This is a genomic window from Neisseria meningitidis (assembly GCF_022869645.1).
GTDB classification, from domain to species: Bacteria; Pseudomonadota; Gammaproteobacteria; order Burkholderiales; family Neisseriaceae; genus Neisseria; species Neisseria meningitidis.
Window position 1 is genome coordinate 1,975,339 of record NZ_CP064367.1, and the last position, 14,714, is coordinate 1,990,052.

Here is a 14,714-nt window from a genome sequence, read left to right on the forward strand (position 1 = left end):
ATTAATATAATGATAATTATTATTAATCAAATAGGAGGAAAAGTAGGGATGTGTAAACCGAATTATGGCGGCATTGTCTTGTTGCCCTTACTTTTGGCATCTTGTATCGGCGGCAATTTCGGCGTGCAGCCTGTTGTCGAATCAACGCCGACCGCGTACCCCGTCACTTTCAAGTCTAAGGACGTTCCCACTTCGCCCCCTGCCGGGCCTTCGGTAGAAACCACGCCGGTCAACCGGCCCGCCGTCGGTGCGGCAATGCGGCTGTTGAGGCGGAATATTGCTTTTCATCGTGAAGATGGCACGGCAATTCCCGATAGCAAACAAGCAGAAGAAAAGCTGTCGTTTAAAGAAGGTGATGTTCTGTTTTTATACGGTTCCAAAAAAGATAAACTTCAGCAGCTTAAGGATAAAATTCATCAACGCAATCCTAATGTAGAAATTAGGACATCAGAAAATGAAAATAAAAAATATGGTTATGAATTTGTAGATGCAGGTTATGTATATACTACAAAGGGAAAAGATGAAATTGAGTGGACTTCAAATCACAAGCAGTTTACCTACCGGTTTGGTTATGACGGTTTTGTATATTATTCCGGAGAACATCCTTCGCAATCTTTACCGAGCGCGGGAACGGTGAAATATTCCGGCAACTGGCAATATATGACCGATGCCATACGTCATCGAACAGGAAAAGCAGGAGATCCTAGCGAAGATTTGGGTTATATCGTTTATTACGGTCAAAATGTCGGAGCAACTTCTTATGCTGCGACTGCCGACGACCGAGAGGGAAAACATCCTGCCGAATATACGGTAGATTTCGGTAAGAAAACTTTGACGGGTAAATTAATTAAAAATCAGTATGTGCAAAAGAAAACCGATGAAAAGAAACCGCTGACCATTTACGACATTACTGCAACATTGGACGGCAACCGCTTTACCGGCAGTGCCAAAGTTAACACCGAGGTGAAGACGAAACACGCTGATAAAGAGCATTTGTTTTTCCATACCGATGCCGATCAGCGGCTTGAGGGCGGTTTTTTCGGCGATAACGGAGAAGAGCTTGCCGGACGGTTTATCAGCAACGACAACAGCGTATTCGGCGTATTCGCAGGCAAACAAAAAACAGACGCATCAAACGCATCAGATACAAATCCTGCTATGCCGTCTGAAAAACACACCAAAATCTTGGATTCTCTGAAAATTTCCGTTGACGAGGCGACTGATAGCAATGCCCGTAAGTTTGCCATTTCCCCTATGCCCGATTTTGGTCATCCCGACAAACTTCTTGTCGAAGGGCGTGAAATCTCCTTGCTCAAAGATACTCAAACCATCGATCTTGCCGACGGCAGGAAAATGACCGTCAGTGCTTGTTGCGACTTTTTGACCTATGTGAAACTCGGACGGATAAAAACCGACCGCCCGGCAAGTAAACCAAAGGCGGAAGATGAAAATTCCGAAGATGAAATTGGTGAAAGCGAGGAAAATGAAGAGGATTTGGTCGCTGAAGAAGAAAACACGGAAGACGAAGTCGTAGAAGATGAAGACAGAGAAGAAGACGAAGTTTCCGAAGATGGTAACAGTGAAGACGAAGAAGAAATCGCCGAAGAAGATGATGATGAAGCCGAAGAGGAGGAAGTTGAAGAAACCGAAGAAGAATCGCCGGTGGAAGAAAGCGGTGGCGATTCAGGCAGCATCCTGCCCACTCCGGAAGCCCCTAAAGGCAGGCACATCGACCTTTTCCTGAAAGGTATCCGCACGGCGGAAGCCGACATTCCAAAAACCGGAACGGCGCATTATACCGGCACTTGGGAAGCGCGTATCGGCGTGCCGGCAGATGGCACTACGTTCATTCAAAAGGATAACTATGCGAATCAAGGGGCAAAAGCAGAATTTGACGTTGATTTCGGCGCGAAGTCGCTTTCAGGTAAGTTGACAGAAAAAAATGATACAACCCCCGCTTTTTATATTGAAAAAGGTGTGATTGATGGCAACGGTTTCCACGCTTTGGCGCATACTCGGGAGAACGGTATTGACCTTTCCGGGCAGGGTTCGACTAACCCGAAGAACTTCAAAGCCGACAATCTTCTTGTAACGGGCGGCTTTTATGGCCCGCAGGCGGCGGAATTGGGCGGTAATATTATCGACAGCGACCGGAAATTCGGCGCGGTATTCGGTGCGAAGAAAGATAATAAAGAGGTGGAAAAATGAATAAGAAACACGGTTTTCAGCTTACTCTGACTGCCTTGGCTGTTGCAGCCGCTTTCCCATCATATGCGGCAAACCCCGAAACGGCGACACCTGATGCGGCGCAGACCCAATCCCTGAAAGAGGTTACCGTCCGTGCCGCCAAAGTGGGACGGCGATCGAAAGAGGCGACCGGTTTGGGCAAAATCGTCAAAACGTCGGAAACGTTGAACAAAGAACAGGTACTCGGTATCCGCGACCTGACGCGCTACGATCCGGGCGTGGCGGTTGTCGAACAGGGTAACGGCGCGAGCGGCGGTTATTCGATACGCGGCGTGGATAAAAACCGTGTGGCGGTTTCGGTTGACGGCGTTGCCCAAATACAGGCGTTTACCGTGCAGGGATCGTTGAGCGGATACGGCGGACGCGGCGGCAGCGGCGCAATCAACGAAATCGAATATGAAAACATCAGCACGGTGGAAATCGACAAAGGTGCCGGTTCGTCCGATCACGGCAGCGGCGCACTCGGCGGCGCGGTCGCCTTCCGCACCAAAGAGGCGGCAGACCTGATTTCAGACGGCAAAAGTTGGGGGATACAGGCAAAAACTGCCTACGGCAGTAAAAACCGCCAATTTATGAAGTCGCTCGGCGCGGGTTTCAGCAAAGATGGTTGGGAAGGGCTGCTAATCCGAACCGAACGCCAAGGGCGGGAAACGCGCCCGCACGGCGATATTGCGGATGGGGTGGCATACGGCATAAACCGTTTGGACGCGTTCCGCCAGACACACGATATTCAAAGCCAAGATAAAACAGGGCAATTTTTCTTAGTAGAGGGCGAGAATACACTCAAGCCCGTGGCAAAATTGGCGGGCTACGGGATATATTTGAACCGCCAGCTTAACCGCTGGGTAAAAGAACGTATTGAAAAAAATCAGCCTTTAAGTGCTGAAGAAGAAGCGATGGTGCGGGAGGCGCAGGCGCGCCACGAAAACCTGTCCGCCCAAGCTTACACGGGCGGCGGCAGGATATTGCCCGATCCGATGGATTACCGCAGCGGCTCTTGGCTTGCCAAGCTGGGCTACCGCTTCGGCGGCAGGCATTATGTCGGCGGCGTGTTTGAGGATACCAAACAGCGTTACGATATCCGCGATATGACGGAAAAACAGTATTACGGTACGGACGAGGCGGACAAGTTTAGAGACAAGAGCGGGGTGTACGACGGCGACGATTTCCGCGACGGCTTGTATTTTGTGCCGAATATAGAAGAGTGGAAGGGCGATAAAAAGTTGGTCAGGGGCATAGGTTTGAAATATTCCCGCACCAAATTTATTGATGAACATCACCGCCGCCGCCGTATGGGTTTGCTGTACCGTTATGAAAACGAAGCGTATTCTGACAACTGGGCGGATAAGGCGGTGTTGTCGTTTGACAAACAGGGCGTGGCAACCGACAACAACACGCTGAAGCTGAATTGCGCCGTGTATCCTGCTGTGGACAAATCCTGCCGCGCGTCGGCGGACAAACCGTATTCCTACGACAGCAGCGACCGTTTCCACTACCGCGAACAGCACAATGTTTTGAATGCCTCGTTTGAGAAATCGCTGAAAAACAAATGGACGAAACACCATCTGACTTTGGGCTTCGGTTACGATGCTTCCAACGCGATTTCCCGCCCTGAACAGCTTTCCCACAATGCGGCAAGGATTTCGGAACACACGGGGGAGTACACCGCCGACGACAAAGACAAGTACCGTTTGGGTAAGCCCGAAGTCGTCGAAGGGTCGGTCTGCGGCTACATCGAAACCCTGCGTTCCCGCAAATGCGTGCCAAGAAAAATCAATGGCAGCAATATCCATATTTCTTTGAACGACCGTTTTTCAATCGGCAAATATTTTGATTTCAGCTTGGGCGGCAGGTATGACCGGAAAAACTTCACCACGTCGGAAGAACTCGTCCGCAGCGGGCGGTATGTTGACCGTTCGTGGAACAGCGGCATCGTGTTCAAACCGAACCGGCATTTTTCTTTGTCTTACCGCGCCTCCAGCGGCTTCAGAACGCCCTCATTCCAAGAACTTTTCGGGATAGACATTTATCACGATTATCCGAAAGGCTGGCAGCGTCCCGCCCTGAAATCGGAAAAGGCAGCCAACCGCGAAATCGGTTTGCAGTGGAAGGGCGATTTCGGCTTTTTGGAAATCAGCAGCTTCCGCAACCGTTATACCGATATGATTGCCGTTGCCGATCACAAAACCAAATTGCCGAATCAGGCAGGACAATTGACAGAGATTGATATACGCGATTATTACAATGCCCAAAATATGTCGCTCCAAGGCGTTAATATATTGGGAAAAATCGACTGGAACGGTGTGTACGGCAAACTGCCCGAAGGTTTGTACACCACATTGGCATACAACCGCATCAAACCGAAATCGGTATCCAACCGGCCGGACTTGTCCCTCCGCAGCTATGCTTTGGATGCGGTACAGCCGTCGCGTTATGTTTTGGGGTTCGGATACGACCAGCCAGAGGGGAAATGGGGCGCAAACATTATGCTGACCTATTCCAAAGGGAAAAACCCTGACGAGCTTGCTTATCTGGCAGGCGATCAAAAACGATATTCGACAAAAAGAGCGTCGTCTTCTTGGTCGACGGCAGACGTTTCCGCCTATCTGAATCTGAAAAAACGGCTGACCTTGAGGGCGGCTATCTACAATATCGGCAACTACCGCTACGTTACTTGGGAATCCTTGCGCCAGACTGCGGAAAGCACGGCAAACCGGCACGGCGGCGACAGCAACTATGGAAGGTATGCCGCACCGGGCAGGAACTTCAGCCTCGCGCTTGAAATGAAGTTTTAAAGGAAATACCGTCTGAAAGCTTGATCTGCACCCCAAAAGTCGGACTAAACCGCCAACTGATTAAGGTGCAGGTTTTTTTGATTCAATATAAACAAGATTTCCGCCGTCATTCCCGCGCAGGCGGGAATCCAGACATTCAATGCTAAGGCAATTTATCGGGAATGACTGAAACTCAAAAAACTGGATTCCCACTTTCGTGGGAATGACGGCAGAGCGGCTTCTGTTGCTCCTGATAAATGCCGCAATCTCAAATCCCGTCATTCCCGCGCAGGCGGGAATCTAGACATTCAATGCTAAGGCAATTTATCGGAAATGACTGAAACTCAAAAAGCTGGATTCCCACTTTCGTGGGAATGACGGCAGAGCGGTTTCTGCTTTTTCCAATAAATGACCCCAACCTAAAATCCGTCATTCCCGCGCAGGCGGGAATCTAGACATTCAATGCTAAGGCAATTTATCGGGAATGACTGAAACTCAAAAAACTGGATTCCCACTTTCGTGGGAATGACGGCAGAGCGGCTTCTGTTGCTCCTGATAAATGCCGCAATCTCAAATCCCGTCATTCCCGCGCAGGCGGGAATCTAGACATTCAATGCTAAGGCAATTTATCGGAAATGACTGAAACTCAAAAAGCTGGATTCCCACTTTCGTGGGAATGACGGCAGAGCGGCTTCTGTTGCTCCCGATAAATGCCGCAATTTCAAATCCCGTCATTCCCGCGCAGGCGGGAATCTAGACATTCAATGCTAAGGCAATTTATCGGAAATGACTGAAACTCAAAAAGCTGGATTCCCACTTTCGTGGGAATGACGGGATACAGGTTCGTGGGAATGACGGGATGCAGGTTTCCGTATGGATGGATTCGTCATTCCCGCGCAGGCGAGAATCTAGACATTCAATGCTAAGGCAATTTATCGGGAATGACTGAAACTCAAAAAACTGGATTCCCACTTTCGTGGGAATGACGCGATTAGAGTTTCAAAATTTATTCTAAATAGCTGAAACTCAACGCACTGGATTCCCACTTGCGCGGGAATGACGAAGTGGAAGTTACCCGAAACTTAAAACAAGCGAAACCGAACGAACCAGATTCCCGCCTGCGCGGGAATGACGAATTTCAGGTTGCTGTTTTTGGTTTTCTGTTTTTGTGAAAATAACAGGATTTTAGCTTGTGGGTATTTACCGGAAAAAACAGAAACCGCTCCGCCGTCATTCCCGCGCAGGCGGGAATCTAGACATTCAATGCTAAGGCAATTTATCGGAAATGACTGAAACTCAAGAAACTGGATTCCCACTTTCGTGGGAATGACGCGATTAGAGTTTCAAAATTTATTCTAAATAGCTGAAACTCAACACACTGGATTCCCGCCTGCGCGGGAATGACGAATTTCAGGTTGCTGTTTTTGGTTTTCTGTTTTTGTGAAAATAACGGGATTTTAGCTTGTGGGTATTTACCGGAAAAAACAGAAACCGCTCCGCCGTCATTCCCGCGCAGGCGGGAATCTAGACATTCAATGCTAAGGCAATTTATCGGGAATGACTGAAACTCAAGAAACTGGATTCCAACTTTCGTGGGAATGACGCGATTAGAGTTTCAAAATTTATTCTAAATAGCTGAAACTCAACGCACTGGATTCCCGCCTGCGCGGGAATGACGAATTTCAGGTTGCTGTTTTTGGTTTTCTGTTTTTGTGAAAATAACAGGATGAGACCTTTGCAAAATTCCCTTCCCTCCCGACAGCCGAAACCCAAACACAGGTTTTCGGCTGTTTTCGCCCCAAATACCTCCTAATTCTACCCAAATACCCCCTTAATCCTCCCCGGATACCCGATAATCAGGCATCCGGGCTGCCTTTTAGGCGGCAGCGGGCGCACTTAGCCTGTTGGCCGCTTTCAACAGGTTCAAACACATCGCCTTCAGGTGGCTTTGCGCACTCACTTTAATCAGTCCGAAATAGGCTGCCCGCGCATAATGCCGTCTAACAACTGATGTTCTTCCAGATGTTCGGTTTTCCGCACTGTCGTAGCCTTTGTCGGCATAGACGGTCGTACCTTCGGGTAACCCTTCCAACAACGGCGACAGGTGTTTGCACTCATGGGCATTGGCGGGAGTAATGTGCAGTTTCTCGATATAGCCTTCTGCATCGGTACGGGTATGTTGTTTGTAACCGAGTCTGTAGAGGCCGTTTTTCTTTGTCCAACGGGCATCGCTGTCTTTACTCGGTGTGGTTTGGCCGCTGATTTGTCCTTCTTCGTCAACTTCTATGGCCTGACGCTGTTTGCTGCCAGCGGTCTGAATAATGGTGGCGTCAATGACGGCGGCGGATGCTTTCTCTACTTTTAAGCCTTTTTCGGTCAGTTGGCAGTTAATCAGTTCCAACAGTTCGGACAGGGTGTCGTCTTGCGCCAGCCAGTTGCGGTAGCGGCATAAGGTGCTGTAATCGGGGATGCTCAGTTCGTCAAAACGGCAAAACAGGTTGAAGTCGATGCGGGTGATGAGGCTGTGTTCGAGTTCGGGATCGGAGAGGCTGTGCCATTGTCCGAGCAAGACGGATTTGAACATGGACAACAGGGAATAGGTGGGACGGCCGCGGTGGTCTCGGACGTAACGGATTCTTTGACGGTTCAGGTATTGTTCGATCGGTTGCCAATCAATCACTTGATCTAGCTTCAATAGTGGGAAGCGGTCGATGTGTTTGGCAATCATGGCTTGGGCGGTTTGTTGGAAGAAGGTGCTCCTAAATGTCTTGGTGGGAATTTAGGGGATTTTGGGGGATTTTGCAAAGGTCTCGGGATAGGAGTGTGGGATATGTGGAAGCGTTGTTTATTGTGTAAGAAAAAACCGCAGGTATTTGAAACCTGCGGTTTTTTGGTTTACAGCTTGCTGTCTTCGCTGTCCAAGAAACTTCTCAAACGGTCGCTTCTTGTCGGATGCCGCAGCTTGCGGAGTGCTTTTGCCTCGATTTGTCGGATGCGTTCGCGCGTTACGTCAAACTGTCTGCCGACTTCTTCCAGCGTGTGGTCGGTGTTCATATCGATGCCGAAACGCATACGCAGGACTTTTGCCTCACGCGGTGTCAGGCTTTCGAGGATTTCTTTGGTTACTTCGTGCAGGCTGGTGTACATTGCCGCATCGGCCGGCGCAACATTGTTGGCATCTTCGATGAAGTCGCCCAAGTGCGAATCGTCGTCGTCGCCGATGGGGGTTTCCATCGAAATCGGCTCTTTGGCGATTTTCATGATTTTGCGGATTTTGTCTTCGGGCATCTGCATCAGTTCGGCAAGTTTGGCGGAATCGGGTTCTTCGCCGGTTTCTTGAAGGTGTTGGCGCGAGATGCGGTTCATCTTGTTGATGGTTTCAATCATATGTACCGGAATGCGGATGGTACGCGCCTGATCGGCAATCGAGCGGGTGATTGCCTGACGGATCCACCAGGTTGCGTAGGTGGAGAACTTATAGCCTCGGCGGTATTCGAACTTGTCGACCGCTTTCATCAGGCCGATGTTGCCTTCCTGAATCAAATCAAGGAACTGCAAGCCACGGTTGGTATATTTTTTGGCGATGGAAATCACGAGGCGCAAGTTTGCCTGAATCATTTCCTGTTTGGCGGCTGCGGTTTCTTTTTCGCTCGACACCATATTTTTGTTGATTTCTTTCAACTCTTCGATGGAAATGCGGGTTTCTTTTTCCATATCCGCCAACTCGGTTTGTTTTTCGAGGATGGCGTGGCGGAAGCGGTCGAGCGCGTCGCTCCAAACCCTGCCTTTGGCGATTTCTTCTTCAATCCATTCTAGATTGGTGATTTCGGGCAGGAAGTTTTGGATGAAGTAGTCGCGTTCCATATGGACGCGGTCGAGGCAGATGTCGCGGATTTCGCGTTCGAGTTTGCGGATGTTTTCTACTTTCCCGCGCAGGCTGCTGCTGAGGCTGTCGATTTGCCGGGTGGCGAAACGGACTTCCAGCAGTTTGTTGGCAATCGCGTCGCGGTAGGCGAGATAGTCTTTGTGCCGGCTGTGGTGTTTTTCCAAACGGCCGATCATTTTTTTGTAGTCTTTTTCGATTTGGGCAAAGTGGCCGATGACTTTTTGTTTCAATTCGGCGAGATTGGCTGCCGAGATTTCATCCGCATCTTCTTCCGATTCTTCGTCGTCTTCGTTTTCGTCCGAATTGTCGTTGGAAGGTTTCTCGGGTGCTGTGGTTTCCAAGTGCCCCAAGCCCAATTCGTTGAGCAATACTTCATTCGGGTCGATAATGGCTTCTACGACTTCGTCGACGCGGATTTCGTCTTTGCGGATTTTTTCGATGAGTTCTAAGATTTCCGCAATGGATCCCGGGCAGGCGGAGATGGCCTGAACCATATTTTTCAGGGCGTTTTCGATTTTTTTGGCGATGATGATTTCGTCTTCGCGGGTCAGCAGGTCGACCTGTCCCATTTCGCGCATATACATACGGACGGGGTCGGTCGTCCTGCCGAACTCGGAGTCGGCGCTGGAAAGGGCGGCCTCGGCTTCTTCGACGGCATCATCGTCGGTAACGGCGGCATTGTCGCTTAACAATATGTCTTCCGCATCGGGGGCGTGTTCGGTAACTTGGATGCCCAAACCGGAAATCATACTGACGATGTTGTCGATTTGATCGGCATCGGACATATCGTCGGGCAGTGCGTCATTGATTTCGGAGTAGGTGATGTAGCCGCGTTCTTTGCCCATAATGATGAGTTGGCGCAGGCGCGCGCGTTGTTCCTCAATCGTCAGGGGGCGGGCATCGTCTTGGTATTCTTCGTGATTTTGGTTTTTGGACATTGTCTGCTTTCTGTTGGCAAGATGCCGACGGTTTGCGTTTGGACGCACCTGAAGGCGTGACAGAGTAGGGTACTCTGATGCCGTCTGAAGGCTTTTGGGGATGGGTGTTCTGCAGGTGTCGTTGTTGCAGCCGGGGTGAATGCTTTTCAGACGGCATAACGGTTTACGGATGGCGGAATCCGCCGGTCAATTTTGTTTTGCGGTCAGCAGCGACAGCAAAAGTTTTTTCTCGCTTTCATTTAAGCCGGATTGCAGGCTTTTTTGTTTCAATGCTTCGATTTGGCTGTATTTTAACTCATTGAGCAGTTTTTTGATGCCGATTTGGAAGTTTTCGCAATCTTCTTCGCCGCCGCCTTCCATTTCTTCCGATTGAAGGGCCGACCGGAAGATGCGGTTGATTGTTTCTTCGTAGGGCGAACCGCGCATATGTTCCAAAACCTGTGCGGTTGCCGGCACGGAAGGATGGTTTTTAATGGTTTCGGCGAGGTTGGCAAGGCAGGCGAAATCGCCGTCCAACGCCAGATAATCGGGCAGGTCTATATATGCAGCCCAATCCGGATTTATCAAGAGGCTGCGGATTTGCCGTTGCACCAATGTCGGCATAACGGGCTGTTTGACGGAAATCGGGGGCAGTTTGTAGTTTTTTTGTTTGACGTGCCGCTTCGGCGCTTCCTGTCCCAGCAGTTGCGCGAGGTTGTCGGGGTCGATGCCGACCAGCTCGCTAAGCCGTTGTTTTAACAAATAAGCCAATGCCGGCGCGGTAATCTGCGCCAAAAGCGGCGAACTGGTTTTTACCAATTCCGCCTTGCCTTCCTGCGTATTGAGATGAATGCCGTCTGAAAGGTGTTCCCAGAAATATTCCGACAAGGGCTTGCTTTGATTCAACAGCGCGTCTTCAAATTGCGCTTTGCCGTAGGCGCGGATGTAGCTGTCGGGGTCGTGTTCTTCCGGCAGGAACAAAAAATGCAGCGATTTGTCGTCCTTCAACTGCGGCAGCGCGTTTTCCAGCGCGCGCCAAGCCGCTTTTCGCCCCGCGCTGTCGCCGTCGAAACAGAAATAAATACTGTCTGCCTGACGCATCAGGATTTTGACGTGTTCCGCCGTCGTCGCCGTACCCAAAGCCGCCACGCCGTAGCCCACGCCGAACTGTGCCAGCGCGACCACGTCCATATAGCCTTCGACCACCAAAATCCGCCCCGCTTCCTTGACAGCGGCACGCCCTTCATACAGTCCGTAAAGGTTTTTCCCCTTATCGAACAAAGGCGTATCGGGAGAATTTAAATATTTCGGCTTCGAGTCGTCCAGCACCCTGCCGCCGAAACCGATAACCTGCCCGCGCGGATTGCGGATGGGGAACATAATCCGATGGCGGAAGCGGTCGTAATGCCGTCCCTCATTGTCAATCACCATCCCCGTATCCACTAACGCGGTATTAGGATACGGTTGGAACACTTGCGTCAAAGGCTGCCAGCCGTCGGGCGCATAGCCCAAACCATAATGCGCGATAACTTCTGCACTCAAGCCGCGCTTGTCCAAATAAGCTTTTGCCGCTGGATTGAATTTTAGCTGTTGCGCGTAAAAATCAGCTGCCGCAGCCGTCGTTTCCTCCAGTGTCTGCTGTTTTTTCTTACGTTCGGCACGGACTTCGGGATTATCGTTTTGCCCGTGCACTTTCGGCACGACCATACCCACGCGGTCGGCAAGGAACTGAACCGCCTCCGGAAACGACAGTCCCTGATGTTCCATCACAAAACCAATCGCTGAGCCGTGTGCCCCGCAACTGAAACAATGGTAAAACTGCTTGGTTGGACTGACCGAAAACGACGGCGTTTTTTCCTTGTGGAACGGGCAACACGCCATATAGTTCGCCCCGCCTTTTTTCAGCGGAACCTGCTCGTCGATAATATCGACAATATCGGTTTTGGCTAAAAGCTCGTCAATGAAGTCGGATGGAATCATGATGTGGGGCGGACGGGATGTCTGTTTTTGGTACGGACGGTACGAAATCGGGATTTTTCGGAATGGCAGTCGGATGTGGCGGTTCAGGCAAAATGCCGTCTGAAACGGGAGCGGGATGTTCAGACGGCATTTGCGTTCAAACGCTTAAGCCAGTTTGCCGTGGCATTGTTTGTATTTCAAACCGCTGCCGCAGGGGCAGGGGTCGTTGCGGTGGACGATTTGCCCCCGCGCTTCCAAGGCTTCGGGGCTGAAATCTGTCCCATCGGGATTAAAGGCTTCGGTAACCAGATCGGTTTGCGACTGACCCAAAAGTTCTTCCATATCGGGCGATTCGGAATGGATGGACTGGATGTTGCCGATGGGTTGCTCTTCAACCACCGCGACAGGGTTTTGTTCGATTTGAACCGAGGTAAGCAGGGAGGCAATATGGAATTTGATGCCGTTCCACAGGTCTTGGAACATGGTAAAGGCTTCACGTTTATATTCCTGCTTCGGATTTTTTTGGGCATAGCTGCGCAGGTGTATGCCTTGTCGCAGGTAGTCCATAGCGGCGAGGTGTTCGCGCCATTGGTTGTCGATGACCTGCAACATCACGTTGCGCTCGAAATCGGCCATTGCCTGCTTGCCGACCAGTTCGGTTTTGGCGGCATATTCGTTTTCGATGCGTTCGATCAGGCGTTCTTTGATGTCTTGACCGTCAATCGCATTGTCCGCCTTCAGCCAGGATTGGATGTCTTCGTGCAGTCTGAATTCGGCAGCCAGACGGTTCTCCAAAGTCGGGATGTCCCATTGTTCTTCCATGCTGTCGGGCGGCATATAGGTATCCACGAGGTCGCTGACGACATCAGAACGGATTTCCTTCATCAGGTCGCTGATGTCTTTGCTGGTTAAAATTTCGTTGCGTTGGCTGTAAATGACTTTACGTTGCTCGTTGGCGACGTCGTCGTATTCTAGAACCTGTTTGCGCATATCGAAGTTTCTGCCTTCGACTTTGCGTTGCGCCCCTTCGATTTGGCGCGTCAGCAGGTTGTGCTCGATGGCAACGCCGCGTTCGGGGGCGAGGCGGTTGAGGATGGCGGCGGCGCGGTCGAGTGCGAATAGGCGCAGCAGCGGGTCTTCAAACGAGAGGTAGAAACGGCTGGATCCGGGGTCGCCCTGACGGCCGGAACGTCCGCGCAATTGGTTGTCGATACGGCGGCTTTCGTGGCGTTCCGTACCGATGATGTGCAAACCGCCTGCTTCCATCACTTTGTCGTGTTCTGCCTGCCAGCCGTCTTCGAGTGCGGAGATTTGTGCCTGTTTCTCTTCGTCGCTCAAGGCTTCGTCGGCACGGATGGCATCGGTTTGGTGCTTCAGGTTGCCGCCTAAAACGATGTCCGTACCGCGCCCCGCCATATTGGTGGCAACGGTAATCGCGCCGACTTTGCCAGCTTGGGCGACAATCAGGGCTTCGCGTTCGTGTTCTTTGGCGTTGAGGACGTTGTGCGGTAGACCGGCTTTTTGCAAAAGATGGGAGACCAGTTCGGAGTTTTCGATGCTGGTTGTGCCGACTAAAACAGGTTGTCCGCGTTTGTGGCATTCCTCGATGTCTTTGACGACGGCTTCGAATTTTTCTTCGGCAGAACGGAAAATCTGGTCGTTGAAGTCTTTGCGCTGTACGGGGCGGTTGGTCGGGATAATGACGGTTTCGAGGTTATAAATGCTTTGGAACTCGAAAGCCTCGGTATCTGCCGTACCGGTCATACCGGAGAGCTTGGTGTACAGGCGGAAATAGTTTTGGAAGGTGATGGAGGCGAGGGTTTGGTTTTCGCGTTTGATTTCCACGCCTTCTTTGGCTTCCACGGCTTGATGCAGGCCTTCGGACCAGCGGCGGCCGGACATCAGACGGCCTGTAAATTCGTCCACGATGACGATTTCGCCGTCTTGGATAACGTAATGTTGGTCTTTGTGGAATAACGTATGCGCGCGCAATGCCGCCATAAGGTGGTGCATCAGGGCGATGTTGGCGGCAGAATAGAGCGAGTCGTTTTCTGCCAGCAATCCCATTTGGGTCAGAATCTGCTCGGCGTGTTCGTGGCCGGCTTCGCTCAGGATGACCTGGTGCGCCTTTTCATCTACCCAGTAGTCGCCTTCGCCTTCTTCTGTCTCTTGGCGGACGAGGTGGGGCGGGACGGTGTTCATGATTTGGTACAACTGGATGTTGTCGTCTGCCTGGCCGGAGATAATCAGCGGAGTGCGCGCTTCGTCAATCAAGATGGAATCCACTTCATCGACAACGGCAAAATTCAATTCGCGCTGCACTTTGTCGTATTGGTCGGTAACCATATTGTCGCGCAGGTAGTCGAAGCCGAATTCATTATTGGTGCCGTAGGTGATATCGGCGGCATAGGCGTTTTGACGGTCGAACGGCTGCATATCTGAAATAATCACGCCCACGGTAAGGCCGAGGAAATTGTAGAGCGGCTCCATAATGCCCGCATCGCGTGAGGCGAGGTAGTCGTTGACGGTAACGACGTGTACGCCTTTGCCGGCCAGCGCGTTGAGATAGACGGCGAGGGTGGCGACCAGGGTTTTGCCTTCGCCGGTACGCATTTCGGCGATTTTGCCGTCGTGCAGCACCATACCGCCGATAAGCTGCACGTCGAAGTGGCGCATACCGAGGGTGCGGCGGGACGCTTCGCGGCAGACGGCGAAGGCTTCGGGCAAAATGCCGTCCAAAGTCTGACCGTCGGCGAGGCGTTGTTTGAATTCGGCAGTTTTGGCTTGCAGATCAGCATCGCTTAGGGCTTGCATCTGTTCTTCGAGCGCGTTGATTCTGGCAACGGATTTACGGTATTGTTTCAGCAAGCGGTCGTTGCGGCTGCCGAAGATTTTCTTGGCAATGTTTGTCAGCATGAATAATTCCTGCGC

The 14,714-nt window shown here is 51.2% G+C and carries 6 protein-coding genes and 1 pseudogene; 2 read left to right on the forward strand and 5 right to left on the reverse strand.

The genetic code is table 11. From position 1 onward, the window contains the following. Positions 1–48 precede the first annotated feature (48 nt). Together IUJ45_RS10050 and lbpA are read left to right on the forward strand one after the other, a co-directional pair. The gene (locus IUJ45_RS10050) at positions 49–2,208 is read left to right on the forward strand and encodes a transferrin-binding protein-like solute binding protein (RefSeq protein ID WP_082308697.1); all 2,160 of its coding nucleotides are present in this window, start codon (positions 49–51) and stop codon (positions 2,206–2,208) included. After that, complete coding sequence (gene lbpA, locus IUJ45_RS10055) at positions 2,205–5,042, forward strand: lactoferrin/transferrin-binding protein LbpA (protein ID WP_082308698.1); 2,838 nt, start codon at positions 2,205–2,207, stop codon at positions 5,040–5,042. Before IUJ45_RS10050 ends, lbpA begins: the two co-directional genes overlap by 4 nt. A 1,855-nt stretch (positions 5,043–6,897) precedes the next feature. On the opposite strand, the pseudogene IUJ45_RS10060 reads toward lbpA, so the two are convergent. From IUJ45_RS10060 to secA, 5 genes and pseudogenes are all read right to left on the reverse strand, one after another. Next, positions 6,898–7,749, reverse strand: a pseudogene (locus IUJ45_RS10060) (IS5 family transposase). Positions 7,750–7,916: 167 nt separating this feature from the next. Further along, complete coding sequence (gene rpoD / locus IUJ45_RS10065) at positions 7,917–9,845, reverse strand: RNA polymerase sigma factor RpoD (RefSeq protein ID WP_002212852.1); 1,929 nt, start codon at positions 9,843–9,845, stop codon at positions 7,917–7,919. A 186-nt stretch (positions 9,846–10,031) separates the two neighbouring features. After that, positions 10,032–11,804, reverse strand: coding sequence for a DNA primase (gene dnaG, locus IUJ45_RS10070; protein ID WP_002247003.1), 1,773 nt, complete (start codon positions 11,802–11,804; stop codon positions 10,032–10,034). Continuing rightward, entirely contained in the window at positions 11,782–11,934 is a 153-nt protein-coding gene (locus IUJ45_RS10075) for a hypothetical protein (protein WP_009344735.1), read from the reverse strand. The genes dnaG and IUJ45_RS10075 overlap by 23 nt, the downstream gene beginning before the upstream one ends. A 14-nt stretch (positions 11,935–11,948) precedes the next feature. Continuing rightward, positions 11,949–14,699 carry a preprotein translocase subunit SecA gene (secA, locus tag IUJ45_RS10080; protein ID WP_002247008.1) on the reverse strand — a complete coding sequence of 917 codons (2,751 nt, stop codon included), beginning with the start codon at positions 14,697–14,699 and terminating at the stop codon, positions 11,949–11,951. Positions 14,700–14,714: the final 15 nt, after the last annotated feature.

What these genes read in the sequence shown, in the direction of transcription:
- dnaG (WP_002247003.1), bottom strand. Translation starts at nt 11,804, where the DNA reads ATGATTCCATCCGACTTCATTGACGAGCTTTTAGCCAAAACCGATATT.
- secA (WP_002247008.1), bottom strand. Translation starts at nt 14,699, where the DNA reads ATGCTGACAAACATTGCCAAGAAAATCTTCGGCAGCCGCAACGACCGC.
- rpoD (WP_002212852.1), bottom strand. Translation starts at nt 9,845, where the DNA reads ATGTCCAAAAACCAAAATCACGAAGAATACCAAGACGATGCCCGCCCC.
- lbpA (WP_082308698.1), top strand. Translation starts at nt 2,205, where the DNA reads ATGAATAAGAAACACGGTTTTCAGCTTACTCTGACTGCCTTGGCTGTT.
- IUJ45_RS10075 (WP_009344735.1), bottom strand. Translation starts at nt 11,934, where the DNA reads ATGCCGTCTGAACATCCCGCTCCCGTTTCAGACGGCATTTTGCCTGAA.
- IUJ45_RS10050 (WP_082308697.1), top strand. Translation starts at nt 49, where the DNA reads ATGTGTAAACCGAATTATGGCGGCATTGTCTTGTTGCCCTTACTTTTG.